Here is a 25385-nt window from a genome sequence, read left to right as displayed (position 1 = left end):
CATGCAGGAACGACACCGGTATCTGTTCATCCGTGTGCTGGAGGCATGCAACGCCGACTGCTTCATGTGCGAGTTCGCCCTGTCCCGGGACACCTACCGGTTCAGCCCGGAGGACTTCGCCGAATTGCTGCCGGAGGCGGTGGCGAAGGGGGTGGGTTACGTCCGCTTCACCGGCGGAGAGCCGCTGATGCACCGGGACGTCGTCGATCTGGTGCGCATGGGCACCGAGCACGGCATGCGCATGTCGCTGATCACGAATGGCATGTTCCTTCCCCGCTTCGTCGACCGGCTCGCCGACGCCGGGCTGGCCCAGGTGATCGTCAGCCTGGACGGCTCCTCCGCTGCCACCCACGACGTCTACCGCCGCTCTCCCGGCATGTTCGACAACGGTCTGGAAGGGCTGCGCCGGGCAAAGGAGTTGGGGATCATCCCGCGCGTCAACTCCGTCGTGGGCCCGCACAACTTCGCGCAGATGCCCGAGCTGCAGCGGGTGCTGACCGGCCTCGGCGTCCAGCAGTGGGAGCTGTCCGCGATCAAGCTGGACCGGGAGATCCGCTATCCGTCGGCGGAGGAGGTCATCGCCGCCTGTGAGCCGATCTACACCGCCGACCCGACCACCACGCTCGTACCGCTCGGCAAGCGCTTCTACGGCGACACACCCGGGGAGCAGAAGGCCTTCTTCGAGGAGTCCCTGCCGCCGCGAGCCTCGGAGCCGCTGTGTCTGGTCACCGACGACGTGATCTACCTGGACGGCAAGAACGGCCGGATGTTCTCGTGCAGTTGTCTTCCCCACAAGGAGGGGGACGAGGGCCCCGGTGGCGCGCCGCTGCGCACCGACGACGGCAAGGTCATGCTCGACGGCCCGGTCTTCCGCACCCACGCGGATCTCTTCAAGCAGCAGGGTCCGACGATGTGCGGCGGCTGCTCAGCGACCGCCGCCGGCTACAGCGACGACCTTGCCCGCATGGGCGCCGTACCGGCCTGGAGCTACTGACGGTTCGCCTTCCCCTCACCCCGCGTCTGGAACCGACCGCGCCCGGAGCCACCATGTCCTCACCCACCACCGCCCCGCCGCGGCTGCGCGTGCTCGCCGCCGCCCGACCCACGCTGGAGTCCCAGGCCGCGCTGCGCCATGTCAGCGCCCACCTCACCGAAGTCGAGCTGACCGGCAAACCGGACGCAAGCCCCGCCCTCGGCGCCGCCGTGGTGTGCGACGACGATGTACTCGCCGCGCGCCTGAGCGCCTCCGGCGTGCCAGTTGTGTTCGTCGCCTCCGGTGGTCCCCCGCCCGGCGGCACCTGGCCGTCGTCGGCCGTCCGCTGCCTGCACCGGCCGGGCTGGCTGGGCGGGCAGCGCACCGTGGGCGTGCACACGGTCGGCACGATCGCCCCGCCCCGGGCCGCCCGGGCGCGTGCGGCGCGCGGCGCGGTCGTCCAGCTGTCCACACCGGATCTGCACCCCGCCGACCACGCGGCCGTCGCTCGGGCGGGCGCGGCCCTGCGCGCCGCCGCGGAAGCGGCACGGTACGACGGGAAACCGCTGCTCGCTGTGGTCCTGGACGCGCCGGTGCCCGCGCGGTCCGCCCTGCTGTCCGCGGCCGGGGAGGACACCGGCGCGCTGCCCGTCGTAGGGGTCGAGGAGGTCGCCACGGAGCGGCTGCTGGCCGAGGCGTCGCTGCTGGTCTCCTCGCCCCTGCTGACGGCCGTCAATCAGGCGCACGCCGCTCGGGTCCCGCTGCTGCTGCTCCCCGCGCTGGAGGCTGACCAGGCCAGTCGGCTTGCCGGGATCACGGAGGCGGCCGGCATCGAGGTGCTCGACGCGGCCGCACCGGACACCTCGGCCGACCGTGCCGTCCGAAGTGCCGACCCGGTCTGGAACCGCATCTCCCGGGCACTGGAGCACGCCGGTGACGACCGGCGCGGCGCCCAGCGGGTCGCCCGTCAGGTCCGGCAGCTCCTGCTCGCCCCCTTCTGACGCGGCCTCTGCCCGCAGCCCCTGTCCATCCACCTCGAACGGAAGCCTGCTGATGCTGCGTCCCTTCCCCTACGGCGCCAACTACCTCTCCCTGGGGGACACCCCCGAACTGCACCGGTCCCTCCACAACAAGGTCCTCTTCCGCTACAGCGCCCCCGCGCCGAGCAACGCCGACCTGCTGGAAGCGTACGCGGCCGAGCGGCTCGGCGCGGGGCGGGCGCTGACCGTGCCGAACGGCACACAAGCCCTGCGTGTGGCGCTGATGGGCACCCGGCCGCGGGTCGGCGACCCCGTGTACATACCGGCGGTCACGTTCGTCGCGGTGGCCGGCGCCGTGCTGTCCTGCGGACTCGTTCCGGTCCTCGTCGACGTCGATGAGCGGTTCGGCCTGGATGCCTCGCTGCTGCCTGCGGACGCGGAGCGAGTGGTAGTGGCGCACATGGAGGGCACTGTCGTCGACCTGCCCGAGCGGGTGCCGTACCTGATCGAGGACAGCGCGCAGGCCATGGGCGGACGCCACACGGACGGACGGCACGCCGGCACCGTCGGCTATGCGGGCACGTTCAGCTTTCACCACGCCAAGATCCTCACCTCCGGCGAGGGCGGCCTGGTCGTGGTCCGCGACCCCGCCCATTGGGCCGTCCTGCGCTCCTACACCGACCACGGCTCGGCCCGCGAGCAGGGCAAGTACCCGGGCTGGACCCCCGGCGCGTTCTACGGCGAAAACCTGTGTGCCAACGAGGCCGTGGCCGCCGTACAGCTCCAGCAGTTCCGGCGGCTGGATGAGATCCTCTCTTCTCTGGAGCGGCACTACGCCCTGACGCTGGAGGCGCTCGGCGAGCGCTCGGACGTCACCGTGATCCCCAAGCGCCCTGGTGACGTCAAGACCAGCGTGCGGCTGCTGCCGGAGTCGCGACATCTGCGAGACCGGGCCATGGAGCGACTGGAGGAACGGGGGCTGCCGTGCTGGACCTTGGACAAGTACCTTTTGCCCGAGCATCCGGTGGTGGCGGGCCGCGCCTCGCTGTACGCGGATGGGTTCCCGTGGAACCTCGCCGACGGCGACGTCCGTTACGCGCCGTTGAGCCGGGACGGTTTCGCCGCAACTCGCGACCGGCTGAGCCGGACCCTGTGCATACCGCTCACCCCGGAACTCGACGAGGCGGAACAGATCCTGTTCGCTAAGGAGATTGCCAGCGTCGTTGCCGAGCTCTGATCGGCACCCACCTGCCCGGCGGACCGTCCCCACAAGAACCGAGAGAATGCCATGACCCACGCCGTATCCGACAGCAGGCCCGAAGAGCCGGCCGCCGAAACCGACGCCAAGCCGCCGCCCGCCGGGAACCCGTTTCTCACCGTCCTGAGAGACGAGGCCGTGCGCGCTCCACTGCTGTGGAGCATCGTCGGCCGGTTCCCGCTGTTCCTGGTCTCGCTCGCCCTTGTATTGTTCGCCACCTCGCGAGGCACGGGCTACGGTTCCGCGGGCCTGCTGCTGGCCTGCTACTCGCTGGGCGGTGCGGTGCTTGCGCCGATCGTCGCCCGCCGCGTCGACGTGCACGGCCAGACTCCCCTGCTCCTCCTTACCGGTGTTGTCCACCCGCTGGCACTGATCGCTCTGGTGTGCGTGGCGCCTGACGCCCGGCTCCCGCAGCTGGTGTGCGCGAGCGTCGCGGGCGCCACGATCCCGCCGATCAGCGGCTCTGTCCGGTCGCTGTGGAGCGCGCTGCCCACCAGTAGCCGGGAGGCGGGCTTCTCCCTGGAGGCGGTGCTCAGCGAGATCTTCTTCATCGGCGGACCGCTGCTGCTCAGCGGCATACTGTTCTGGGGAACCCCCGCCGCTGCCCTGGTCGTTGGCGGGGTTCTGGCGGGCGTGGGTGCCATCGGTTTCGCAACCACGCAAAGCTCGCGCAACTGGCGCGCCGAGGAGACCGAGAGCGACCTGCTGGGCGCTCTGCGCTCGCCGGGCCTGGTCCGGTTGCTGGCCATCCTGGTCTGCGCGGCCGTGTCCACGGGTGTGTTCAACCTGGCCCTGCCCGCCTTTGCCGAGGAACACGGCTCCGCGGACAGCGTCGGGCTGATCTTCGGTGCCTGGGGCGTCGGCGGGGTCGTCGGCGGGCTCTGGTACGGCAGTCGCGTCCGGGACTGGCCCGCCGAACGCACCCTCGCCATCGGCCTGCTCCTCCTGTCCGCGCTCACCGCACTGCCCCTGCTCGCCTGGGACAACTGGTCGATAGGCTTGGCCCTCGCCATCGCCGGCCTGGTCTATGCCCCGGTAACGGCCGTGCAGTACGAACTCGTCGCGCGCACGGCCCCGTCAGGCGCCATCACCGAGGCCTTCACCTGGGTCATCACCGTCAACGTCGTCGGCACCGCCGTCGGTGCTCAACTCGGCGGTCTCCTCGTCGGCGCCTACGGCACCCGGGCGGCCTTCGTCGCGGCGGTCGCCGCCCTGCTGGCGGGCTCCGCCGTCGCCTTCGCCGTACGCCACCGGTTCACGGCCCCGGCCGGCACCCCCGGCTCGCCCCACCCCGATCCAGCGGACCCGGACCTCTACGACGCCTGAGCGGATGCCTCGGGACCCCGGCTGCCGGCGGCCGGGGAAGACATTGAGCGGCCGTCGACCAGGTCCGCCCGGCACCGTGGTGGGGGGCGCCCGCCCACACAGCGCGCCGGCGCACCCATGCCATATCCGTACAGCAGACAAGGACACAGGAAAGATGGGACACCTGGAGGCCTCTCACCTCGAGTACTACCTGCCCGACGGTCGGGTGCTGCTCGACAGCGTGTCGTTCCGGGTGGGCGAGGGAGCTGTGGCGGCCCTGGTCGGGGCGAACGGCGCCGGCAAGACCACGCTGCTGCGCCTGCTGTCCGGCGAGCTGAAGCCGCACGGCGGCACCGTGACTTCCAGTGGCGGCGTCGGGGTGATGCGGCAGTTCGTCGGCTCGGTGCGGGACGAGACCACGGTCCGCGATCTGCTGGTGTCGGTGGCGCCGCCGCGCATCCAGCAGGCCGCCCGGGCCGTCGACGCGGCCGAAACCCTCATGATGACGGTGGACGACGAGGCCGCCCAGATGAAGTACGCCCAGGCCCTCGCCGACTGGGCGGAGGCGCGAGGCTACGAGGCGGAGACTCTATGGGACATGTGCACCGTGGCCGCGCTCGGGATGCCGTACGAGAAGGCCCAGTGGCGCCAGGTGCGCACTCTGTCGGGTGGTGAGCAGAAACGGCTGGTGCTGGAGGCGCTGCTGCGCGGTCCGGACGAGGTCCTCCTGCTGGACGAACCCGACAACTATCTGGATGTACCGGGCAAACGATGGCTTGAGGAGAGGCTCGCCGAGACCGTCAAGACGGTTCTGTTCGTCTCGCACGACCGGGAGCTGCTGGCCCGCGCGGCCGGGCGGATCATCGCGGTGGAGCCAGGACCGTCCGGCTCCGACGTCTGGGTGCACGGTGGCGGCTTCGGCTCCTTCCACGAGGCACGGCAGGAGCGGTTCGCCCGGTTCGAGGAACTGCGCCGCCGCTGGGCCGAGAAGCACGCCCAGCTCAGGAAGCTGGTACAGGACCTGCAGCAGTACGCCGCACGCAGCGACGATATGGCCTCGCGTTACCAGGCGGCGCGGACCCGGTTGCGCAAGTACGAGGAGATCGGCCCGCCGCCGGAGCCGCCACGCAAGCAGGAGATCCGGATGTGTCTGGGGGGTGGCCGGACCGGGGTGCGGGCCGTCACATGCGAGCATCTGGAGCTGACCGGGCTGATGAAGCCGTTCTCGTTGGAGGTCTTCTACGGCGAGCGAGTGGCGGTCCTCGGCTCCAACGGCTCGGGGAAATCGCACTTCCTGCGGCTGCTGGCCGGCGAGGATGTCGACCACACGGGAACGGTGAAGCTGGGCGCGCGGGTGGTACCGGGTCATTTCGCTCAGACGCATGCGCATCCGGAGCTGATGGGGCGCACGTTGGTGGACATCCTGTGGACGGAGCACGCCCAGGACCGCGGCGCGGCCATGTCGGCGCTACGCCGCTACGGACTGGACCGCCAGGGGGACCACACCTTCGGCCGCCTCTCCGGTGGCCAGCAGGCCCGCTTCCAGATCCTGTTGCTGGAGCTCCAGGGGACCACCGCGCTGCTGCTGGACGAGCCGACGGACAACCTGGACCTGGAGTCGGCGGAGGCCCTCCAGGAAGGTCTGGAGTCATACGAGGGGACGGTCCTGGCGGTCACCCACGACCGCTGGTTCGCACGGTCCTTCGACCGCTTCCTGGTCTTCGGCAGCGACGGCTGGGTACGCGAGACCCCAGAGCCGGTGTGGGACGAGCGCCGGGTCGAGCGGGCACGCTGACCCGAGTGATGTGTGCCCCGGGGACCAAGTCGTCGGGGACCCCGATCCACGGCGAACACGCGCCCAGAGGCGGCAACCGGCAACTGAAACGCGCGATGTCCCTGTCCGCGTTCGCCGCGCTGCACGATCCTGCCTCCCGCACCTACTACGACCGATGACGGGCCCGCGGGAAGACCCACACCCGGGCACTTCTCCGCCTGGCCCGCCAGCGGATCACCGTATGGTTCGCGAGGCTCCGCGACGGCACCTTCCACGAACCCAGAACCCCACGCCTCGCTCGACGAAAGACATGGAGGCCCCCCCACGTGCGGTACGAGTGCCCGCACGACCCTCCCCAGCAGGGCTTTCGCCGTAACAGCGGACATGCCGTTTTCCCTCGTCCGGCCGCAGAAATCGTCCGGCGAGCCCGACCCGCTGTCCCCGGTTCGGAGTAATCCAACGCGAGACTGTCGCCCTCTCGGGTGACCGTGGATGGACACCCCCTGAGGTGAACCCACCTTCTGGCCGGTGGACGAAAGCCCCGGAAAGCGAAAGCAGGGACGGTTCATGGCGACTTTGTGCAGACCCTCGGTGTCGGTCCCGGAGTACGTGATCACGATGGAGGAGACGCTGGAGCTGGCGCGCTCCCGCCACGAGGACCACCCTCAACTGCCGCTCGCACTGCGGCTGATCGAGAACACGGGCGTCAAGACCCGGCACATCGTGCAGCCCATCGAGGAGACCCTGAAGCACCCGGGCTTCGAGGAGCGCAACAAGCTCTACGAGGCCGAGGCCAAGGCCCGGGTCCCCGCGGTGATCCAGCGCGCGCTCGACGACGCCGAGCTGCTCACCAGGGACATCGACGTGATCATCTACGTGTCGTGCACGGGCTTCATGATGCCCTCGCTCACGGCGTGGCTGATCAACGAGATGGACTTCGACAGCACCACCCGCCAGCTCCCGATAGCCCAGCTGGGCTGCGCGGCCGGCGGCGCCGCGATCAACCGGGCGCACGACTTCTGCACGGCGTACCCGAACGCCAACGCGCTCATCGTGGCCTGCGAGTTCTGCTCGCTGTGCTACCAGCCCACCGATCTGGGCATCGGCTCGCTGCTGTCCAACGGCCTGTTCGGCGACGGCATCGCCGCGGCCGTGGTCCGTGGCAACGGCGGCACGGGCGTCCGACTGGAGCGCAACGGCTCCTACCTGATCCCGAAGACCGAGGACTGGATCGCCTACGACGTCCGGGCGACCGGCTTCCACTTCCTGCTCGACAAGCGGGTGCCGACGACCATGGAGCCGCTCGCCCCGGCGCTGAAGGACCTGGCCGGCACGCACGGCTGGGACGCGACCGACCTGGACTTCTACATCATCCACGCGGGCGGTCCCCGAATACTCGACGACCTCAGCAAGTTCCTGCACGTCGAGCCGCACGCGTTCCGGTTCAGCCGGTCCACGCTCACCGAGTACGGCAACATCGCCAGCGCCGTCGTCCTGGACGCACTGCGCCGGCTGTTCGACGAGGGCGGTGCCGAGGACCGGGCACGTGGACTGCTCGCCGGGTTCGGACCCGGTATCACCGCCGAGATGACGGTGGGCCGCTGGGTCACCGCGGACGGGGACGGGCGATGAGCGAGGAGACCCTCGTCGAGACCCCGCCCCCGGTCAGGCAGTGGCCGGCGATCGACCTGACCGGGACGGACTTCGACCCGGTGCTCGCCGAGCTGATGCGCGAGGGCCCGGTCACCCGCATCCGGCTGCCCAACGGCGAGGGCTGGGCGTGGCTGGTCACCCGGCACGACGACGTGCGCATGGTGGCCAACGACCCCCGGTTCGGCCGGGAGGCGGTCATCGGCAGTCCGGTCACCCGGCTCGCTCCGCACTTCATCCCCGACCGCGGCGCGGTCGGCTTCCTCGACCCGCCCGACCACACCCGGCTGCGCCGCGCGGTCGCCGCCGCCTTCACGGCGAAGGGGGTGGAGCGCGTCCGCGACAAGGCGCGCGGCATCCTGGACGAGTTGGTCGACGAACTGCTGGAGGCCGGTCCGCCGGCCGATCTCACGGCGGCGGTCCTCAGCCCCTTCCCCATCGCGGTGATCTGCGAGCTGATGGGCGTCCCGGTCGCGGACCGGCACGAGATGCACTCCTGGACCCAGCTGATCCTGTCCTCCGCGCACGGCAAGGAGGTCAGCGAGCGGGCGAAGCGCGATATGAGCGCCTACTTCGCGGACCTGATCGGGCTGCGCTCGAACAGCGCGGCCGAGGACGTCACCTCGCTGCTCGGCGCCGCCGTGGGCCGGGGCGAGGTGACCCTGGAAGAGGCCGTCGGTCTCGCCGTCCTCCTCCAGATCGGCGGCGAGGCGGTCACCAACAACAGCGGGCAGATGTTCTACCTGCTGCTGAGCCGCCCGGAGCTGGCCGAGCGGCTGTGCCGCGAACCGGAGCTCCGGCCCAGGGCGATCGACGAGCTGCTGCGCTACATCCCGCACCGCAACGCGGTCGGGCTGTCCCGGATCGCGCTGCAGGACGTGGAGATCAAGGGGGTCCGCATCCGCGCCGGCGACGCCGTCTACGTCTCCTACCTGGCCGCCAACCGCGACCCGGAGGTCTTCCCCGACCCGGAGACCATCGACTTCTCCCGCAGCCCCAACCCGCACCTGGCGTTCGGCTTCGGCCCGCACTACTGCCCGGGCGGTCAGCTCGCCCGGCTGGAGTCCGAGCTGCTGGTGGACGCCCTGCTGGACCGGGTGCCCGGGCTGAGGCCGGCCGTCCCGCCGGACGAGGTGCCTTTCAAGAAGGGCGCGTTGATCCGCGGGCCCGAGGCCCTGCCCGTGACGTGGTGAGGCCCCGATGACCACCGAGGGACTGCTCGTACCGCCCGGCCAGGGGCGGGTCGTCGCGACTCCCGCCCAGCGGGTGACGTTCAAGGTCACCGGCGCGCACTCGCGGATGGCCTCCACCTTCGAGGTGGAGGTCCCACCGGGGTTCGACGTCGGCGCCCATGTGCACACGCGCAGCGAGGAGTTGTTCTATGTGCTGGAGGGCGAGCTGGACGTGCTCGCCTTCGAGCCCCGTATCCGTACACCCGACAACTGGCGCACCTGGGAGTCCAGTTCGGGCAACCGGGTGGTCCGGGCCACTCCCGGCACGGTCATCGTCGTACCGCCCGGCTGCCCCCATGCCTTCGCGAACCCGACGGACACGCCGGCGAAGATGTTCTTCCAGGCGAGCCCGCCACCGGATCACGAGCGCTACTTCGAGGAGCTGCTGGAGATCCTGCGCGACGGCGGCCCACCCGACCAGGAGGCGATCGAGGCGCTGCGGGACAAGTACGACATCCAGCAGCTCACACCCCTGAGACACCGGTGAGCCGGCCCAGGCCGGAGGCGCGGGTGACCGCGCGGCACGCCACGGCGGACCGCGGCGCACCCGCGCCCGGACGGCGCTCCCGGACCGGGACACCCGCGCCCGGAGGGCGCTAGCGGATCGGCGCCCCCGACAGCGTGCGCGCGATGACCAGCCGCTGGATCTCGCTGGTGCCCTCGAAGATCGTGTAGATCGCGCTGTCGCGGTGCATGCGCTCGACCGGGTACTCGCGGGTGTACCCGTTGCCGCCCAGGATCTGGATCGCCTGGGCGGTCACCTTCTTGGCCGTCTCGCTCGCGAACAGCTTGGACATGGAGCCCTCGGCGGCGGTGAACGGCTTGCCGTTGACCGCCATCCAGGAGGCCCGCCACACCAGCAGCCGGGCGGCGTCGATCTGCGTGCGCATGTCCGCCAGCTGGAAGGCCACCCCCTGGTTGTCGATGATCGGCCGGCCGAACTGCTCACGGGTGGTCGCGTAGTCGAGGGCGACCTCGTAGGCGGCGCGGGCGGTGCCGACCGCCATGGCCCCGACGGCGGGCCGGCTCGCCTCGAACGTGGCCATCGCCGCGTTCTTCACCCGCTCACCACCGCCGGCCTTCGCCTTCTCGCGGGCCCGGGCGAGCCGCTCGTCCAGCTTCTCCTTCCCGCCGAGCAGGCAGGAACCGGGAACGCGGACGTTGTCGAGGATGACCTCGGCGGTGTGCGAGGCACGGATGCCGTGCTTCTTGAACTTCTGGCCCTGCGCGAGGCCCGGGGTGCCCGCCGGGACGATGAAGGAGGCGTGGCCCTTGGAACCCAGCTCCGGGTCGACCACGGCGACGACGACGTGGACGTTGGCGATGCCGCCGTTGGTCGCCCAGGTCTTCGTGCCGTTGATCACCCACTCGTCGGTGGCCTCGTCGTAGACGGCCCGGGTGCGCATGGAGGCCACGTCGGAGCCGGCGTCGGGCTCGGAGGAGCAGAACGCGGCGACCTTGACGTCGTTCTGGTCGCCGTACATCTGCGGGATCCAGGTGCCGATCTGCTCCTCGGTACCGTTGGCGAGGACCCCCACGGCGGCCAGGCCCGTGCCCACGATGGACAGGGCGATGCCCGCGTCGCCCCAGAACAGCTCCTCCATGGCCATCGGGATGCCGAGGCCGGAGGGGTCGAAGTACTGCTGGGCGTAGAAGTCGAGGGAGTAGATGCCGACCTTCGCGGCCTCCTGGATGACCGGCCAGGGAGTCTCCTCGCGCTCGTCCCACTCGGCGGCCGCGGGCCGGATCACGTCGGCGGCGAAGCCATGGAGCCAGTCCCGGACTTCCCTCTGTTCGTCGTTCAGCTCCATGGTGAACTCGGCCATGTCCCCTCCAGCGGCGGCAGTGCGATGTTACTTGCGGTAACCCGAGTCTGTTACCGACGGGTAGGAAATGTCAACCGCCGATGACCGGTCGGCATCCCGTTCGATGTCACGGGCCCGGTCAGTGTTAGTTTGCGCAGGCGTCACCGAATCAGCACGGGGTGGGGAGAGCACATGGACACCACGCAGCGGACCGACCAGCAGCGGACCGCCGATCGCCGACGGCGCGAGTTGCTGGAGGCCGCCGACCGGGTGGTGCTGCGCGACGGCCCGCAGGCGTCGATGAACGCGATCGCGGCCGAGGCGGGGATCACCAAGCCGATCCTCTACCGCCACTTCGGCGACAAGGGCGGACTCTACGCCGCGCTCGCCATGCGGCACACCGACGCGCTGCTCGCCTCCCTGCGGGCGGCCCTGGACGCCCCCGCGGACCGGCGGGAGCGGGTGGAGTCGACGCTGGACACGTATCTCGCGGCGATCGAGGCACGCCCCCAGGTGTACCGGTTCCTGATGCATCCCGCGGACGGGAGCACGGGAGCCGACCAGGGCTTCGACGTCGGCAAGCACTCCGCGCCCCTGCTGCGCAGGATGGGCGAGGAGCTGGCCCAGGTGATCGAGGAGCGCGTGGACCTCGGGCCGGGCAGCCAGCAGCTCGCGCGGGTGTGGGGCCACGGGATCGTCGGGATGATGCACGCGGCCGGCGACTGGTGGCTGGGCGAGCGTCCCTGTTCCCGGGCCGACCTGGTGCGGTCCCTCGCGGATCTCCTGTGGGGGCGGCTGGCCGCGGCCGGCGACAAGGTGGGCGGCCCGGGGTTCTGAGGCCCGCGGCGGCCGGGGGCAGGCTGGGCGGCCCCGGGTTCCGAGGGGCGCGGCCCCCGTTCCCCGAGAGGTCTGCCCCGGGTGCGGAGGGTTCGGGCCCGGGTTCCCGGGATTCGTGCGGCGGGTGCGGGCACGGTGGCCGCCGCACGGCCTCCCGCGCCCCTCAGGCAAGGCGGTCCGCCCGGTTCCAGGGGGCCCGCGTGATCTGTCCCATCAGCCGGCGCCGGCGCCACCCCGTGAGGTGATCCGCGTACACGCGGCCCTCCAGGTGGTCGCACTCGTGCTGCAGGCACCTGGCGAAGAATCCGGTGCCGTGCACGGTGACCGGCTCGCCCGTCATCGTGAAGCCCTCCAGCACCGCGTGGTCGTACCGTTCCGTCCCCGCCTCCAGGCCCGGCAGGGACAGACAGCCCTCGGGGCCCCGGACCACCACGCCGTCCGCCTCGACCAGGCGCGGGTTCACCACATGGCCCAGATGACGGACGTCCTCGTCGTCCGGACAGTCGTACACGAACACCCGCAAAGGCGTCCCTATCTGATTCGCGGCCAGACCCACCCCCCGCGCCGCGTACATCGTCGCGAACAAGTCCTCCACCAGGTCGGCCAATTCGGGACCGAAGTCCGTGACCTCCCGGCAGGGCTCGCGCAGAACGGGGTCCTGGAGCAGGGAAAGGGGCCGGACGCGCCCGTGGGCGCCCGGGATCGAGCCGTGTCGCATGGCGGCAAGGGTACGGTTCGTTCAGCTCATGACCGCCGCCCAGGCATGGGCCGGGATTCGGGTGTGCGAACGGATCTCGATAGGCTGAGGTCCACACCACGCTGCCGGATGGCCCCAGGCGCGGCGCGTACGCAAGGAGGATCGAGAACTGATGGCAGGCAACTCGGACCCGCTCTCGCCGCGGGCCAAGCTGGCCGTGACCGCGGGCAAGGCGGTCGCTGCGGCATCGCGGGCCGCGGGACGCGGCAGCGGTTCGGTGATCGGTGGCCGGGTCGCACTGAGGCTCGACCCCGACCTGCTCGGGCGGCTCGCCCAGAACCTGGACGTGACCCTGGTCTCCGCCACCAACGGCAAGACCACGACCACCCGCCTCATCGCGGAGGCGCTGCGCGCCGCGGGACCGGTCGTGTCGAACGCCCTCGGCGCCAACATGCCGGCCGGCATCACCTCGGCCCTCGCGGGCGGCTCGGACGCGAAGTTCGGCGTCATCGAGGTCGACGAGAAGTACCTGGCCGGTGTGGCCCGGGACACCGGCCCGAAGTGCATCGCCCTGCTGAACCTCTCCCGGGACCAGCTGGACCGCGCCGCCGAGACCCGGATGCTCGCCGAGAACTGGCGTGAGGGGCTGGCCGGTTCGAAGGCCGTGATCGTCGCCAACTGCGACGACCCGCTGGTGGTGTGGGCCGCCTCCTCCTCCCCGAACGTGATCTGGGTCGCGGCCGGGCAGATGTGGAAGGACGACGCCTGGTCCTGCCCGTCGTGCGGTGGCGTGATGCAGCGCCCCGGCGACGACTGGTTCTGCGGCGAGTGCGGCTTCCGTCGGCCGACGCCGAGCTGGGCGCTGTCCGGGGACCACGTGCTGGACCCGCACGGCTCCGCCTGGCCGATCCACCTGCAGCTGCCGGGGCGCGCGAACAAGGCGAACGCCGCCAGCTCCGCGGCCGTCGCCGCCGTCTTCGGGGTGCCGCCGCAGGTCGCGCTGGAGCGGATGTACCAGGTGCAGGCGGTGGCCGGACGGTACGACGTCGTCCAGTTCCAGAACCGCGATCTGCGGCTGCTGCTGGCGAAGAACCCGGCCGGCTGGCTGGAGACCTTCTCGCTGATCGACCCGCCGCCGGCGCCGGTGATCCTGTCGGTGAACGCGCGCGGGGCCGACGGCACCGACACCTCCTGGCTGTGGGACGTCGACTACACGCGGCTGACCGGCCACCCGATCCTCGTCATCGGCGACCGCAAGCTGGACCTCGCCGTCCGGCTGGAGGTCGCGGGCCAGCACTTCCAGGTCTGCGAGAACCTCGACCAGGCCGTGCAGATGTGCCCGCCCGGCCGGATCGAGGTCATCGCGAACTACACCGCGTTCCAGGACCTGCGCCGCCGCGTCGGCAACTGATCTTCGAAGGGCGATCACCTCATGAGCGACAACCAACTGCGGCTGGTGTGGATCTACCCGGACCTGCTGAGCACCTACGGCGACCAGGGCAACGCCCTCGTCGTGGAGCGCCGGGCCCGGCAGCGCGGCCTGGACGTGGCCCGGCTGGACGTGCGCAGCGACCAGCCGATCCCGACCTCCGGCGACATCTACCTGATCGGCGGCGGCGAGGACCGTCCGCAGCGGCTGGCCGCCGAGCGGCTGCGCCGTGACGGGCATCTGCAGCGGGCGGTGGAGAACGGCGCCATCGTCTTCTCGGTCTGCGCCGGCTACCAGATCCTCGGCCACGAGTTCATCAACGACCTCGGCCAGCGCGAGCCGGGTCTCGGCCTGCTCGACGTGGTGTCGGTGCGCGGGGAGGGCGAGCGGTGCGTCGGCGACGTCCTCGCCGACATCGACCCGCAGCTCGGCCTGCCCCAGCTGACCGGTTTCGAGAACCACCAGGGCGTCACCCACCTCGGCGCCACGGCCCGCCCGTTCGCCCGGACGCACATCGGCCGGGGCAACGGCACCGGGGACGGCACGGAGGGCGCGTACAACGGGACCGTGTTCGGTACGTACATGCACGGGCCGGTCCTCGCCCGCAACCCGCTGATCGCCGACCTGCTGCTGAAGCTCGCGCTCGACGTCAACGCGCTGCCGCCGATCGACGACCGCTGGTACGAGGCGCTCCGCGACGAGCGCATCGCGGCTGCGCAGCAGCCTGCGTAGGCACTGTTGCGCAGCAGCCTGCATAGGCACCGTTGCGCAGCAGCCCGTGTAGGCACTGTCGCGCGGCAGGCCGTGTAGGCGCTGCTGCGCGGCAGGCCGTGTGCGTGTGTCCCTTCGGGAGCGCCGAAGGCAGCGCTGAAGGCATCCTCGAGCGCGCTGTGGGAGGTTCGTCGCGGGCCCGCCTGACGGGCCGTCCGCTCACATGTGCGGGCGCGTCCAGCAGGCGGACGCCCGCTACGGAGCCACCCGGCCACGCCGGTAGGGTGGCCGGGAATCCGCCGGACAACGTGGTCCGGTCCTCCGGCCCACGTTGAGAAGGTATTCGGGCTATGCGCATTGGTGTCCTCACGTCAGGCGGCGACTGCCCCGGCCTGAACGCCGTCATCCGGTCCGTCGTGCACCGTGCCGTCGCCGACCACGGTGACGAGGTCATCGGTTTCCGGGACGGCTGGAAGGGCCTCCTGGAGTGCGACTACATGAAGCTCGACCTGGACGCCGTGGGCGGCATCCTGGCACGCGGCGGCACCATCCTCGGCTCCTCCCGGGTCCGCCCCGAGCATCTGCGCGACGGGGTGGAGCGGGCCAGGGGCCATGTCGCGGAGCTGGGTCTGGACGCGATCATCCCGATCGGCGGCGAGGGCACGCTGAAGGCGGCCCGGCTGCTGTCGGACAGCGGGCTGCCGATCGTGGGCGTCCCCAAGACCATCGACAACGACATCGCCGTCACCGACGTCACCTTCGGTTTCGACACCGCGGTGACCGTGGCGACGGAGGCCCTGGACCGGCTGAAGACCACCGCCGAGTCGCACCAGCGCGTCCTGATCGTGGAGGTCATGGGCCGCCACACCGGCTGGATCGCCCTGCACTCCGGTATGGCGGCCGGCGCCCACGCCGTCGTGGTGCCGGAGCGGCCCTTCGACATCGACGAGCTGACCAGGAAGGTCGGAGAGCGGTTCGAGGCCGGCAAGCGGTTCGCGATCGTCGTCGCGGCGGAGGGGGCCAAGCCGCGCCCCGGCTCCATGGAGTTCGACGAGGGCGGCAAGGACGTCTACGGCCACGAGCGCTTCGCGGGGATCGCCCGGCAGCTCTCCGTCGAGCTGGAGCAGCGGCTCGGCAAGGAGGCGCGGCCGGTGATCCTCGGCCACGTGCAGCGGGGCGGCACGCCGACGGCGTACGACAGAGTGCTCGCCACGCGCTTCGGCTGGCACGCGGTGGAGGCCGTGCACCGGGGCGAGTTCGGGCGGATGACGGCGTTGCGCGGGACCGACATCGTGATGGTGTCGCTGGCGGAGGCCGTGGAGACGCTGAAGACGGTGCCGTCCGAGCGGTACGACGAGGCGGAGTGCGTGCTCTAGGGGAGCCGCCGCAGGGGGGTTTGCGTCTCGTCGCCGGGTGCGGGGGTCGCGCGGTCGCTCGCGCGGTTCCCCGTGCGTCCGCGGGGCGTGTGGAGCCGACCCCGGTCGAGAGCGTGACCGGCGTCGGCTCTAGTCTTGGGCGGGACACAAACCGCACAACCCCCACGAATCAGGAGCCGGCGGATGGATCACAGCGGGCACGGCATGACCATGGATCTGCCGCCGTTCACGCTGGGACGAGGGCTCGAGTGGTCGACCGAGCCTTTCTTCCTCGTCGCCTGCCTGGCGGGGCTGGCCCTGTACGGCTGGGGCGTCGTCCGGCTGCGGCGGCGCGGTGACGCGTGGCCGGCCGGCCGTACGGTGTCGTACGTCGTCGGCGTGCTCACCATCGCGCTGGTGATGTGCACCAAGCTCAACGACTACGGCATGGTCATGTTCAGCGTGCACATGGTGCAGCACATGGTGATCAGCATGCTGTCGCCGATCCTGATCCTGCTCGGCGCCCCCGTCACCCTGGCGCTGCGCGCGCTGCCGGCCGCCGGGAAGGGCCGCAAAGGGCCGCGCGAGCTGCTGCTGGCCCTGCTGCACAGCCGCTACATGCGGGTGATCACCCACCCGGCGTTCACCATCCCGCTGTTCATCGCGAGTCTGTACGCCCTGTACTTCACCCCGATCTTCGACTTCCTGATGGGCTCGCGGACCGGGCACATCGGGATGATGGTGCACTTCCTCGCGGTCGGTGTCGTGTTCTTCTGGCCGATCATCGGTGTGGACCCGGGCCCGCACCGGCCGGGGTACCTGATGCGGATGCTGGAGCTGTTCGCGGGCATGCCGTTCCACGCGTTCTTCGGCATCGCCCTGATGATGGCGTCGACGCCGATGGTGGAGACGTTCAAGAACCCGCCCGCCTCGCTCGCCATCGACACGCTGTCCGACCAGAACGCCGCCGGCGGCATCGCCTGGGCGTTCAGCGAGGTCCCGTCCGTGCTGGTGCTGATCGCCCTGCTGTTCCAGTGGTACGGCTCCGAGCAGCGGCAGGCCAAGCGCAAGGACCGGGCCGCCGACCGGGACGGGGACCAGGAGCTGGAGGCGTACAACGCCTATCTCGCCTCGCTGAACGCACGCCGGGGTTAGGCGGACGTATCCCCTCCGGGCGGGAGTCGGGGCACCATGGTGGAGGACGGACCATGAGGAGGGTGTCGCGATGCCCGGTTCCACGAACGGTTCCACCAAGACGATGGGGGCACTCACGGTCGGCGGGCTCGTCGTCGTGACCGCCTACACGGTCGCGCTCGGCAGCAACGGCTGGCTGTGGTTCGGCTGGGTGGTGCTCGGCCTGCTGACACTGGCCACGGTCCTCACCCGGTCCTGAGGCCGCGCGGGGGTACCGCTGGCTACAGTGCCCGCATGAACAGCAGGACGCCCTCGTTCGACGATCTCGACCGCAAGATCATCACGGCGCTGATGACGAACGCCCGGACCAGCTTCGCCGAGATCGGCGCGGGTGTGGGTCTGTCCGCGACGGCGGTCAAGCGGCGCGTGGACCGGCTCCGGGAGACCGGAGTGATCACCGGGTTCACGGCGACGGTGAAGCCCGTGGCGCTCGGCTGGCGCACGGAGGCGTACGTCGAGGTGTACTGCGAGGGCGCGGCCCCGCCGCGGCGCCTGGCGGAGGTCGTGCGCAACCATCCGGAGATCACGGCGGCCATGACCGTGACCGGCGGCGCCGACGCCCTGCTGCACGTGCGGGCGCGGGACGTGGAGCACTTCGAGGAGGTGTTGGAGCGCATCCGCGCCGAACCGTTCATCCGGAAGACGATCAGCGTGATGGTGCTGTCCCACCTCCTCCCGGAAAGCCCGGAAGCCGGCGCCACTCAGGCCGCGCCGGTTTAGAGGCCGCGCAGACAGGCGACCGGTCGGGGACGGATATCCATGCGGTGGCCGGTCCAGGCTCGCCGGGTCGGACCACGGACGGTGATGCTCGTGCCGGTGCGCTCGACCTGCCGCCGCTGGACGGCGGGACCGGCGCCCTGGTTCCCCTCCGGGACGATCCGGACCGACTGCCCCTCCGGCTAGCAGGGCGGCTCGGCGTTCGAGACGTCGACGTCGCCGAAGAGTGCCAGCATTCGACCCAGCACCCGAACGCAGGCGGTGACGTCCGTGTCGGTGAGGTCGCCGGCTGCCTGACGCAGCAGGGCGTGCTCGCGGGCGATGATGGCCGTGATCGTCGCGTGGCCGTCGTCGGTCAGCCGGATCAGCGAGGAACGCTGATGCCCGGGGTTCGGGATGCTCTCGACGAGCTTCCTCGCGGCGGCGTCGTTGACCATCCGCTGCACGAACTGGCGGCTCAGCGACTGGGCTCGGCTCATCTGGGGGACGGTCATCGGCCCGTGCTCGCGCAGCAGGTCCAGCACAGCGCGTACGCCGACGGAGAGTCCTTGGGCGGCCTCCAGATCGATCTTGCGCTGGACGCGACGGTAGAGCGGCCCGATGAGGGCGAAGACCTCCATCAGCCGTTCCGGGAGCTCTTGGGGGGAGAGAAGGCGGTCGTTCTCGGTCACCGAACCATGATGACACCTTGGTTGCCATGTTGAACGGCGATATGACACCTTGGTTGTCATGAATGAGACGTCGATCTCTGCCCCGGCCACCGCCTCCACGCCCATGTTCGACACCTTCGCATCGGAGGACGGCCTGCTCGCCTATCGCGACGCCGGCCCTCGCGACGGCCGGCCGGTGGTACTTCTCCACAGCGGCTTCGCGGACCACACCCAGTTCGAGAACCTGATCCCCGGCCTGGCCGCCGCAGGCTTCCGGGTCATCGCCCCGGACGCCCGAGGCCACGGCTTCTCCGCGAACGCGAGCAAGCCCTTCCGGCAGGCCGACGACCTCGCGGCGCTGATGCGGCACCTCGACTGCGGCACTCCGGCAGCCCTGGTCGGCGTCTCGATGGGCGCGCTCATCGCCATCGACACCGCGATCGAGTACCCCGACCTCGTCCGGGCTCTCGTCGTCAGCGGCCGCGGCATCGGCGAACCCGACCTCGGCGACCCGTGGTCTGCCGCGCACCAGGCGGCCCGGGTCGACGCCCTCGCCGCCGGCGACATCCCTGGCTGGCTGGAGAGCTTCGCCCGGTGGGTACCGGGCCCCTCCCGCACGCTCGACGACATCGATCCGGAGATCGTGCGCCACATACGGGAGATGGCGATGCGCACCCTCATGAAGCACACCCCGGACGAGCCGAACCACTGCGTTCCGGTCGAAGACGTCGCCTCTCGCGCCAAGGACATCACCGTCCCGGTCCTGGCCATCAACGGCGCCCTGGACACACGCGGTTGCCTCGACACCGTCACCGCCCTGATCGCCGCCGTCCCCAACGGTCGCATCACGCAGCTGGACCGTGCCGCCCACTACACGACCATGGAGCAGCCGGAGGAATTCACCCGGATCCTCCTGGATTTCCTACGGGAGATATACGCCTCAGAGGGCCAGTGGTGATGCGTTGCCGCGCAGGCAGGCGACCGGTCACGGCCCGTGCCGGGGACGAGTGTCCCAGCGGTGGGTGGTCCAGGCCCGGCGGATCAGACTCCTGGCGGTGATGATCGGTCAGCCATGATGGCGGCGCAGGCACAGGTCTCCCATGATCACAGAGGGTCGCAACTCCATGATCGCGGAACCTGTGCCCGTCCCGTCCGCGACCAGCCCCACCCGCGCCTATCCGCGCGGCCCCTTAGCCCCCGATCATGCGCAGTTCCGTTGCGTCCTGTGCCGTCACGACGCAGCGATGCTGCGCATGCACGCAGCTCTTCTCGCTTGTCGTCCGTCTCCTTCGCTTCCTACCGTGGTCTCACCCCGCAGTGACGCACAGGAAGACGGAGGAAACCCTCTGTGTCCGAGAGCCGTGTGCCGCGCCTCCGGCGCTTTCTCGTCTGTGAACCCAGACATTTCGCGGTTCAGTACGCGATCAACCCCTGGATGCAACCCGACCGGCCCATCGACGTGGATCTCGCCCAGGAGCAGTGGCAGTCGCTGATCCGTGCCTATCGCGACCACGGTCACACCGTCGAGTCGCTGGATCCGGTCCCCGGTCTGCCGGACATGGTCTTCGCCGCGAACGCCGCGTTCGTCGTGGGCGGCCGGGTCTTCGGCTCCCTCTTCCACGCGCCGGAGCGGCGCCCGGAGTCGCTGCACTACGACACCTGGTTCAAGGCCGCGGGCTACGACGTCCACCGCCCCGAGTCGGTGGCCGAGGGCGAGGGCGACCTGGTGTGGACGGGCCGGTACGTGCTCGCGGGCACCGGGTTCCGCACCACCCGCGAGGCGCACCGGGAGGTGCAGGAGTTCCTCGGCCACCCGGTGATCGGCCTGACCCTGGTGGACCCGTACTTCTACCACCTGGACACGGCGCTGTTCGTGCTGGACGACGACAACATCTGCTACTACCCGGAGGCCTTCTCGCAGGGCAGCCGGGAGGTGCTGCGGCGCCTCTACCCGGACGCGGTGCTCGCCACCCGGGACGACGCGATGACGTTCGGGCTGAACTCGGTGTCCGACGGCCGTAACGTCTTCATCGCGCCCCGCGCCGAGGCCCTTGCCGAGCGCCTCGCCGACCACGGTTATGTCCCCGTCCCCGTCGACCTGTCGGAGTTCCACAAGGCCGGCGGTGGCATCAAGTGCTGCACCCAGGAGATCCGCTGATGACCGCACCCGCGCGCACGCGTACGTCCGCCGACCTGATCCGGGCGGAGGAACCCGTACTCGCGCACAACTACCACCCGCTGCCCGTGGTGGTGGCCCGCGCCGAGGGCACCTGGGTGGAGGACGCCGAGGGCAACCGCTACCTCGACATGCTCGCGGGCTACTCGGCGCTCAACTTCGGCCATCGGCATCCGGCGCTGATCAAGGCCGCGCACCGCCAGCTGGACCGGCTGACGCTCACCTCCCGCGCCTTCCACAACGACCGGCTCGCCGGGTTCGCGGAGCGGCTCGCGGGGCTGACCGGCCTGGACATGGTCCTGCCGATGAACACCGGCGCGGAGGCGGTGGAGAGCGGCGTCAAGGTGGCCCGCAAGTGGGCGTACGACGTGAAGGGCGTCCCGGCCGACCGGGCGACGATCGTCGTCGCCGCGGAGAACTTCCACGGCCGGACGACGACCATCGTCAGCTTCTCCACCGACGAGACGGCCCGGGCGGGCTTCGGGCCGTTCACGCCCGGCTTCCGGATCGTGCCGTACAACGACCTGGCCGCGCTGGAGGCGGCGGTCGACGACACGACGGCCGCGGTGCTGATCGAGCCCATCCAGGGTGAGGCGGGCGTGGTCATCCCGGACGACGGCTACCTCGCCGGTGTGCGCGAACTGACCCGGCGCAAGGGCTGTCTGTTCGTCGCCGACGAGATCCAGTCGGGACTCGGCCGCACCGGCCGCACCCTCGCCGTCGAGCACGAGGACGTCGTCCCGGACGTGCTGCTGCTCGGCAAGGCGCTCGGTGGCGGCATCGTGCCGGTGTCGGCGGTCGTGGCCCGCCGTGAGGTGCTGGGTGTGCTGCACCCGGGTGAGCACGGCTCGACGTTCGGCGGCAACCCGCTCGCCGCCGCGGTCGGCACGGCCGTGATCGAACTGCTGGAGACCGGCGAGTTCCAGCGCCGGGCCGCCGAACTGGGCGTGCTGCTGCGCGACGGGCTGGCCGGGCTGGTCGGCAAGGGTGTGCTCGCTTTCCGCTCGCGCGGGCTGTGGGCCGGGGTCGACGTCGACCCGGCGATCGGCACCGGCCGCGAGATCAGCGAGCGGCTCATGCGGGAGGGTGTGCTGGTCAAGGACACCCATGGCTCCACGATCCGGCTGGCGCCCCCGCTGACCATCACGGCCGAGGAGCTGCACTCCGCGCTCGCGGCGCTCGAGAAGGTGCTGGCCTGACCGTCCGCGGGCGGGGGCCGGCGCCGTGGACGCCGGCCCCCGCCTACCCGGGCGACGGCTGCCGAGACGCCGGTACCGCGACACCGGTTCCGGTGCACTGGACGCCGGCCCCCGCCTGCCCGGGCGGCGGCCGGCGAGACGCGGGTACCGGCGCCGGGACGCCGGTCCCCGCCTGCTCCGTCAGCCGCTGCCGAGGAGCTGGTTCATCGTCTTGATCTCGGCGTTCTGGGCGGTGACGATGCCGTCCGCCATCCGCTTGGCGGGGCCGTAGGCGCCCTTGTCCCGTTCGGTGCGGGCCATCTCGACGGCGCCCCGGTGGTGTTCGACCATCAGGGACAGGAACGCGGTGTCGAACCGCTTGCCGGTGGCCTTCTTCAGGGCCGCCATGTCACCGTCGCTCATCATCCCGGCCGCCCCCGGCATGCCCGGCATCCCGGCGTGGCCCGAGTGGTCCATGCCGGCCCCGGGAGCCTGCTCGCCCCAGGCGTCGAGCCAGCCGCTGAGGGTGCGGATCTCGGGGTCCTGGGCCTTCTCGATACGGGTGGCGAGGTCCTTCACGCGGGCCGAGGAGGCCCGGTCGGCGGCGAGCCGCGCCATCTCCACGGCCTGCCGGTGGTGCGGGACCATGCCCTGGGCGAAGGCGACGTCCTGGGCGTTGTGGGAGGCGGCGGACGCGGAGGCACCGTGGCGGGCGGCGGTGTGGCCGTCGTGGCCGGCCCCGTCGTCGCCGCAGGCGGAGAGGACGAGGGCGGCCGTCACGGTGACCGCCGCCAGGGCGGCACGGCGCGTCAGGGTACGGGTGGTCATACGGGAACTCCTGCCGGGTTGAGGGATGTCGGGCACGCGTGGGCACGACCGCCGGTCGCTCCGCCGGCTGGCGGAGAAGGCCCGGGGCCGCGACGGCCTCTAGATCCGCAGGAGTTGGAGTTGGGCCAGCGAGGGCGGGGCGCGCGCCCCTTCGGGCGCCGCGACCGCCCGGGAGCGTGCCAGGTGCGCCGGTACCGGAGCGGTCGACGGGTCCGCGAGCAGCGCGGGCGGCTGCGGGCCGCCGGGCACCGCGCCCGAGGCGCAGGTGGGATCGGCGTGGTGCGCGTGGCCACCGCAGTGGCCGTCGCCACCCGGACAGTCGTCGATCATGTTCACGACGACGGCAGGATGCCCGGAACGGGTGTGGTCCGGGTGTCCCAGGCCCCCGCCGGGCGCCAGCGCGTGCATCCCCAGCAGCCCGGCCAGCACCGCCAGTACGAGCACCGCGCGGTGCCGCCGCTGGGGCGGGCGCGGGGCGGTCGGTCGGCTGCTGGGCATCGAGGACATCGTACGAGACGGACAGCGGGGCGGCCGGCGGCGGGTGGCACCACGATGTGCGCGCCGGGGAGAAACGGGCCGCCGGACAGGAAAGCATGTGCGCCGGCATCCATACGGCCGGGCCAGGTTCCACGCGCGCGCCGCTGCACCTACACTGACCCCCCATAACACGCTGGTTGACCTGCTAGAACGCGGCGGTTGAGCCGATCCGTCGGAATGAGGAGCGACCCGTTGTTCTACCACCTGCTCAAGTACGTGCTGCTCGGCCCCCTGCTCAGACTGGTCTTCCGGCCCCGGATCGAGGGTCTGGAGCATGTCCCCGCCGAGGGCGCCGCGATCGTCGCCGGCAACCACCTGTCGTTCTCGGACCACTTCCTGATGCCGGCCATCCTGAAGCGCCGTATCACCTTCCTCGCCAAGGCCGAGTACTTCACCGGACCGGGCGTGAAGGGGCGGCTCACCGCGTTCTTCTTCCGCAGCGCCGGGCAGATCCCGGTGGACCGCTCGGGCAAGGACGCGGGCCAGGCCGCGATCCGCGAGGGCCTCGGGGTACTGGCCAGGGACGAACTGCTCGGCATCTATCCGGAGGGAACCCGTTCGCACGACGGCCGGCTCTACAAGGGCAAGGTGGGCGTCGCGGTGATGGCGCTGAAGGCCGGGGTCCCGGTGGTGCCCTGCGCGATGATCGGCACGTTCGAGGCCCAGCCGCCGGGCAGGGTCGTCCCCCGGATCCGCCCGGTCACCATTCGCTTCGGCGAGGCGCTCGACTTCTCGCGCTTTGCCGGGATGGAGAACGAGAAGGCGGTCCTGCGGGCCGTCACGGACGAGATCATGTACGCGATCCTGACGCTGTCCGAACAGGAGTACGTCGACGAGTACGCGGCGGTCGTCAAGGAGCGGCAGGCGGCGGAGAAGGGCGCGCGGGAGCGCAGGTTCCCCCGGGCACCGCTCGGCTGACCGCCTCTGCCGTCGGCAGAAGACCGTCGCGGGAGAGGTCTCCCCGGCCGTACGGTCGCGTCATGAAACGAGCTGTGGTGATCGGAGCGACCGGGCAGATCGGGCGTCCGGTGGTGGAGGCGCTGGCGCGGGACGGCTGGGAGGTGACGGCCGCCTCGCACGGCGGGGGCCGGGACGGGACCTGGCCCGAGGAGGTGCGGGCGGTACGGCTCGACCGGGAGGACGGGCGGGCGCTGGCGGAGGTGGTCGGCGACGGGTGCGACGTGCTGGTCGACATCGTCGCCTACGGCGCCGCGCACGCCCGGCAGTTGATCTCCCTCGCCGACCGGGTCGGTTCGGCCGTGGTGATCTCCAGCGTGTCGGTGTACGAGGACGGCGAGGGCCGCGGCTTCGACACCCAGGATCAGCCGGACGGTTTCCCCCGGTACCCGGTGCCCACGCCGGAGACCCATCCGACGGTGGCCGCCGGCGAGGCCACCTACAGCACCCGCAAGGCCGCCCTGGAGGGCGAACTCCTCGCGGCGGGCGACCGGTTGCCGACCACGCTGCTGCGGGCCGGCGCGATCCACGGGCCGCACTGCCGCAGCCCTCGCGAGCTGTACTTCGTCAAACGGAACCTGGACGGGCGGGGCAGGCGGGTGCTCGCTTACGGCGGGAGGAGCCGGTTCCATCCGGCGAGTGCGCTCAACATCGCCGAGATGGTCCGCCTGGCGGCGACCCGGCCGGGCTCGCGGGTGCTGAACGCCTGCGACCCCGAGGCGCCCACGGTCGCCGAGATCGCCGCGGCGATCGACGCCGTGATGGGCGTGGAGAACGAGACGGTCCTGGTGGACGGGCCCGCCCCGGCGCAGGGGGTGGGCGAGACGCCGTGGTCGGTGCCGCACCCGGTCGTGCTCGACATGGCCGCGGCGGAGCGCGAGCTGGGGTACCGCCCGGTGGTCGGGTACGCCGGCTCACTGCCCCGGACCGTCGCCTCCATCGAGCGCCGGCTCGCCGGACAGGACTGGCGTTCGGCGTACCCGAAGATGCTCCAGGCCTACGGGGACCTGTTCGACTACGCGGCGGAGGACGCCTGGCTCCGCGCGTGAGCCACGGAGGTCCCGCATCAGCGGCGAGGAACTGGTGCGAGCTCGGGGGCGGGCGCGAGCAAGCAGCAAGTACGCGCGAGGGGGCGGGCGCGA

The 25385-nt window shown here is 71.3% G+C and carries 25 protein-coding genes and 1 pseudogene; 21 read left to right on the top strand and 5 right to left on the bottom strand.

Annotated elements, in window-relative coordinates; translation table 11 throughout:
- Position 1: 1 nt before the first annotated feature.
- The 9 genes and pseudogenes from blsE to ABVB68_RS15735 all read left to right on the top strand — a co-directional run bounded on the left by blsE (position 2) and on the right by ABVB68_RS15735 (position 9659).
- Positions 2-994: a cytosylglucuronate decarboxylase gene (blsE, locus tag ABVB68_RS15775; RefSeq protein WP_353601645.1), complete on the top strand. Its 993-nt coding sequence runs from the start codon at positions 2-4 to the stop codon at positions 992-994.
- Between the two features lie 53 nt (positions 995-1047).
- Positions 1048-1974, top strand: coding sequence for a CGA synthase-related protein (gene blsF, locus ABVB68_RS15770; protein ID WP_353601644.1), 927 nt, complete (start codon positions 1048-1050; stop codon positions 1972-1974).
- Between the two features lie 52 nt (positions 1975-2026).
- Positions 2027-3190 carry a DegT/DnrJ/EryC1/StrS family aminotransferase gene (locus ABVB68_RS15765; RefSeq protein ID WP_353601643.1) on the top strand — a complete coding sequence of 388 codons (1164 nt, stop codon included), beginning with the start codon at positions 2027-2029 and terminating at the stop codon, positions 3188-3190.
- A gap of 51 nt (positions 3191-3241) precedes the next feature.
- Positions 3242-4537 carry an MFS transporter gene (locus ABVB68_RS15760; RefSeq protein WP_353601642.1) on the top strand — a complete coding sequence of 432 codons (1296 nt, stop codon included), beginning with the start codon at positions 3242-3244 and terminating at the stop codon, positions 4535-4537.
- A 154-nt stretch (positions 4538-4691) separates the two neighbouring features.
- Positions 4692-6311, top strand: a complete 1620-nt coding sequence (locus ABVB68_RS15755; protein ID WP_353601641.1) for an ABC-F family ATP-binding cassette domain-containing protein — start codon at positions 4692-4694, stop codon at positions 6309-6311.
- 14 nt (positions 6312-6325) lie between these two features.
- A pseudogene (locus ABVB68_RS36900) lies at positions 6326-6589 on the top strand (IS110 family transposase); the annotation flags it as partial.
- A 268-nt stretch (positions 6590-6857) separates the two neighbouring features.
- The gene (locus ABVB68_RS15745) at positions 6858-7922 is read left to right on the top strand and encodes a type III polyketide synthase (protein WP_353601640.1); all 1065 of its coding nucleotides are present in this window, start codon (positions 6858-6860) and stop codon (positions 7920-7922) included.
- Positions 7919-9133 carry a cytochrome P450 gene (locus tag ABVB68_RS15740; protein ID WP_353601639.1) on the top strand — a complete coding sequence of 405 codons (1215 nt, stop codon included), beginning with the start codon at positions 7919-7921 and terminating at the stop codon, positions 9131-9133. Before ABVB68_RS15745 ends, ABVB68_RS15740 begins: the two co-directional genes overlap by 4 nt.
- 7 nt (positions 9134-9140) lie before the next feature.
- A complete protein-coding gene (locus ABVB68_RS15735; protein WP_353601638.1) occupies positions 9141-9659 on the top strand; it encodes a cupin domain-containing protein in 519 nt (172 codons plus the stop codon).
- 109 nt (positions 9660-9768) lie between these two features.
- On the opposite strand, the gene ABVB68_RS15730 is transcribed toward ABVB68_RS15735, so the two are convergent.
- Positions 9769-10998, bottom strand: coding sequence for an acyl-CoA dehydrogenase family protein (locus tag ABVB68_RS15730; protein WP_353601637.1), 1230 nt, complete (start codon positions 10996-10998; stop codon positions 9769-9771).
- A 171-nt stretch (positions 10999-11169) separates the two neighbouring features.
- Between ABVB68_RS15730 and ABVB68_RS15725 the strand changes: the two genes are divergently transcribed.
- The gene (locus tag ABVB68_RS15725) at positions 11170-11814 is read left to right on the top strand and encodes a TetR/AcrR family transcriptional regulator (protein ID WP_353601636.1); all 645 of its coding nucleotides are present in this window, start codon (positions 11170-11172) and stop codon (positions 11812-11814) included.
- Between the two features lie 163 nt (positions 11815-11977).
- Here the strand turns inward: ABVB68_RS15725 and def are convergent, their stop codons facing one another.
- Entirely contained in the window at positions 11978-12532 is a 555-nt protein-coding gene (gene def / locus ABVB68_RS15720; protein WP_353601635.1) for a peptide deformylase, read from the bottom strand.
- Between the two features lie 151 nt (positions 12533-12683).
- On the opposite strand from def, the gene ABVB68_RS15715 reads away from it, so the two are divergent.
- The 6 genes from ABVB68_RS15715 to ABVB68_RS15690 all read left to right on the top strand — a co-directional run bounded on the left by ABVB68_RS15715 (position 12684) and on the right by ABVB68_RS15690 (position 17920).
- Positions 12684-13922, top strand: coding sequence for a Mur ligase family protein (locus tag ABVB68_RS15715; RefSeq protein ID WP_353601634.1), 1239 nt, complete (start codon positions 12684-12686; stop codon positions 13920-13922).
- Positions 13923-13943: 21 nt separating this feature from the next.
- The gene (locus ABVB68_RS15710) at positions 13944-14672 is read left to right on the top strand and encodes a type 1 glutamine amidotransferase (protein WP_353601633.1); all 729 of its coding nucleotides are present in this window, start codon (positions 13944-13946) and stop codon (positions 14670-14672) included.
- Between the two features lie 329 nt (positions 14673-15001).
- A complete protein-coding gene (locus tag ABVB68_RS15705; RefSeq protein WP_353601632.1) occupies positions 15002-16027 on the top strand; it encodes a 6-phosphofructokinase in 1026 nt (341 codons plus the stop codon).
- Between the two features lie 183 nt (positions 16028-16210).
- The gene (locus tag ABVB68_RS15700; protein ID WP_353601631.1) at positions 16211-17161 is read left to right on the top strand and encodes a cytochrome c oxidase assembly protein; all 951 of its coding nucleotides are present in this window, start codon (positions 16211-16213) and stop codon (positions 17159-17161) included.
- 70 nt (positions 17162-17231) lie between these two features.
- Complete coding sequence (locus ABVB68_RS15695) at positions 17232-17399, top strand: hypothetical protein (RefSeq protein ID WP_353601630.1); 168 nt, start codon at positions 17232-17234, stop codon at positions 17397-17399.
- Between the two features lie 35 nt (positions 17400-17434).
- Positions 17435-17920 carry an Lrp/AsnC family transcriptional regulator gene (locus tag ABVB68_RS15690; protein WP_353601629.1) on the top strand — a complete coding sequence of 162 codons (486 nt, stop codon included), beginning with the start codon at positions 17435-17437 and terminating at the stop codon, positions 17918-17920.
- A gap of 179 nt (positions 17921-18099) precedes the next feature.
- Here the strand turns inward: ABVB68_RS15690 and ABVB68_RS15685 are convergent, their stop codons facing one another.
- Positions 18100-18537 (bottom strand): MarR family winged helix-turn-helix transcriptional regulator, encoded by a 438-nt coding sequence (locus ABVB68_RS15685; protein ID WP_353601701.1) that lies wholly within the window; start codon positions 18535-18537, stop codon positions 18100-18102.
- Between the two features lie 109 nt (positions 18538-18646).
- On the opposite strand from ABVB68_RS15685, the gene ABVB68_RS15680 reads away from it, so the two are divergent.
- From ABVB68_RS15680 to rocD, 3 genes are all read left to right on the top strand, one after another.
- Positions 18647-19525, top strand: coding sequence for an alpha/beta fold hydrolase (locus tag ABVB68_RS15680; RefSeq protein WP_353601628.1), 879 nt, complete (start codon positions 18647-18649; stop codon positions 19523-19525).
- Positions 19526-19915: 390 nt separating this feature from the next.
- Positions 19916-20725, top strand: coding sequence for a dimethylargininase (gene ddaH / locus ABVB68_RS15675; protein ID WP_353601627.1), 810 nt, complete (start codon positions 19916-19918; stop codon positions 20723-20725).
- Positions 20725-21942: an ornithine--oxo-acid transaminase gene (gene rocD / locus ABVB68_RS15670; protein ID WP_353601626.1), complete on the top strand. Its 1218-nt coding sequence runs from the start codon at positions 20725-20727 to the stop codon at positions 21940-21942. Before ddaH ends, rocD begins: the two co-directional genes overlap by 1 nt.
- A 180-nt stretch (positions 21943-22122) precedes the next feature.
- Here rocD and ABVB68_RS15665 read toward each other — a convergent pair whose 3' ends face one another.
- Positions 22123-22749: a DUF305 domain-containing protein gene (locus ABVB68_RS15665; protein ID WP_353601625.1), complete on the bottom strand. Its 627-nt coding sequence runs from the start codon at positions 22747-22749 to the stop codon at positions 22123-22125.
- A 99-nt stretch (positions 22750-22848) separates the two neighbouring features.
- Positions 22849-23247 (bottom strand): DUF6153 family protein, encoded by a 399-nt coding sequence (locus ABVB68_RS15660; protein ID WP_353601624.1) that lies wholly within the window; start codon positions 23245-23247, stop codon positions 22849-22851.
- A gap of 231 nt (positions 23248-23478) precedes the next feature.
- Here ABVB68_RS15660 and ABVB68_RS15655 point away from each other — a divergent pair, with 231 nt between their 5' ends.
- Together ABVB68_RS15655 and ABVB68_RS15650 are read left to right on the top strand one after the other, a co-directional pair.
- Complete coding sequence (locus ABVB68_RS15655; RefSeq protein WP_353601622.1) at positions 23479-24204, top strand: lysophospholipid acyltransferase family protein; 726 nt, start codon at positions 23479-23481, stop codon at positions 24202-24204.
- 62 nt (positions 24205-24266) lie between these two features.
- Positions 24267-25292 carry an NAD-dependent epimerase/dehydratase family protein gene (locus ABVB68_RS15650; protein WP_353601621.1) on the top strand — a complete coding sequence of 342 codons (1026 nt, stop codon included), beginning with the start codon at positions 24267-24269 and terminating at the stop codon, positions 25290-25292.
- Positions 25293-25385 lie beyond the last annotated feature (93 nt).

Origin of the sequence: Streptomyces sp. NPDC096012, from assembly GCF_040426375.1 — a bacterium.
In the GTDB taxonomy this organism is placed as follows: Bacteria; Actinomycetota; Actinomycetes; order Streptomycetales; family Streptomycetaceae; genus Streptomyces.
The sequence above is the reverse complement of the archived record's forward strand: the minus strand, read 5'-3'. Positions and strand labels throughout refer to the sequence as shown.

What these genes read in the sequence shown, in the direction of transcription:
- blsE (WP_353601645.1), top strand. Translation starts at nt 2, where the DNA reads ATGCAGGAACGACACCGGTATCTGTTCATCCGTGTGCTGGAGGCATGC.
- blsF (WP_353601644.1), top strand. Translation starts at nt 1,048, where the DNA reads ATGTCCTCACCCACCACCGCCCCGCCGCGGCTGCGCGTGCTCGCCGCC.
- ABVB68_RS15765 (WP_353601643.1), top strand. Translation starts at nt 2,027, where the DNA reads ATGCTGCGTCCCTTCCCCTACGGCGCCAACTACCTCTCCCTGGGGGAC.
- ABVB68_RS15760 (WP_353601642.1), top strand. Translation starts at nt 3,242, where the DNA reads ATGACCCACGCCGTATCCGACAGCAGGCCCGAAGAGCCGGCCGCCGAA.
- ABVB68_RS15755 (WP_353601641.1), top strand. Translation starts at nt 4,692, where the DNA reads ATGGGACACCTGGAGGCCTCTCACCTCGAGTACTACCTGCCCGACGGT.
- ABVB68_RS15745 (WP_353601640.1), top strand. Translation starts at nt 6,858, where the DNA reads ATGGCGACTTTGTGCAGACCCTCGGTGTCGGTCCCGGAGTACGTGATC.
- ABVB68_RS15740 (WP_353601639.1), top strand. Translation starts at nt 7,919, where the DNA reads ATGAGCGAGGAGACCCTCGTCGAGACCCCGCCCCCGGTCAGGCAGTGG.
- ABVB68_RS15735 (WP_353601638.1), top strand. Translation starts at nt 9,141, where the DNA reads ATGACCACCGAGGGACTGCTCGTACCGCCCGGCCAGGGGCGGGTCGTC.
- ABVB68_RS15730 (WP_353601637.1), bottom strand. Translation starts at nt 10,998, where the DNA reads ATGGCCGAGTTCACCATGGAGCTGAACGACGAACAGAGGGAAGTCCGG.
- ABVB68_RS15725 (WP_353601636.1), top strand. Translation starts at nt 11,170, where the DNA reads ATGGACACCACGCAGCGGACCGACCAGCAGCGGACCGCCGATCGCCGA.
- def (WP_353601635.1), bottom strand. Translation starts at nt 12,532, where the DNA reads ATGCGACACGGCTCGATCCCGGGCGCCCACGGGCGCGTCCGGCCCCTT.
- ABVB68_RS15715 (WP_353601634.1), top strand. Translation starts at nt 12,684, where the DNA reads ATGGCAGGCAACTCGGACCCGCTCTCGCCGCGGGCCAAGCTGGCCGTG.
- ABVB68_RS15710 (WP_353601633.1), top strand. Translation starts at nt 13,944, where the DNA reads ATGAGCGACAACCAACTGCGGCTGGTGTGGATCTACCCGGACCTGCTG.
- ABVB68_RS15705 (WP_353601632.1), top strand. Translation starts at nt 15,002, where the DNA reads ATGCGCATTGGTGTCCTCACGTCAGGCGGCGACTGCCCCGGCCTGAAC.
- ABVB68_RS15700 (WP_353601631.1), top strand. Translation starts at nt 16,211, where the DNA reads ATGGATCACAGCGGGCACGGCATGACCATGGATCTGCCGCCGTTCACG.
- ABVB68_RS15695 (WP_353601630.1), top strand. Translation starts at nt 17,232, where the DNA reads ATGCCCGGTTCCACGAACGGTTCCACCAAGACGATGGGGGCACTCACG.
- ABVB68_RS15690 (WP_353601629.1), top strand. Translation starts at nt 17,435, where the DNA reads ATGAACAGCAGGACGCCCTCGTTCGACGATCTCGACCGCAAGATCATC.
- ABVB68_RS15685 (WP_353601701.1), bottom strand. Translation starts at nt 18,537, where the DNA reads ATGGAGGTCTTCGCCCTCATCGGGCCGCTCTACCGTCGCGTCCAGCGC.
- ABVB68_RS15680 (WP_353601628.1), top strand. Translation starts at nt 18,647, where the DNA reads ATGAATGAGACGTCGATCTCTGCCCCGGCCACCGCCTCCACGCCCATG.
- rocD (WP_353601626.1), top strand. Translation starts at nt 20,725, where the DNA reads ATGACCGCACCCGCGCGCACGCGTACGTCCGCCGACCTGATCCGGGCG.
- ABVB68_RS15665 (WP_353601625.1), bottom strand. Translation starts at nt 22,749, where the DNA reads ATGACCACCCGTACCCTGACGCGCCGTGCCGCCCTGGCGGCGGTCACC.
- ABVB68_RS15660 (WP_353601624.1), bottom strand. Translation starts at nt 23,247, where the DNA reads ATGCCCAGCAGCCGACCGACCGCCCCGCGCCCGCCCCAGCGGCGGCAC.
- ABVB68_RS15650 (WP_353601621.1), top strand. Translation starts at nt 24,267, where the DNA reads ATGAAACGAGCTGTGGTGATCGGAGCGACCGGGCAGATCGGGCGTCCG.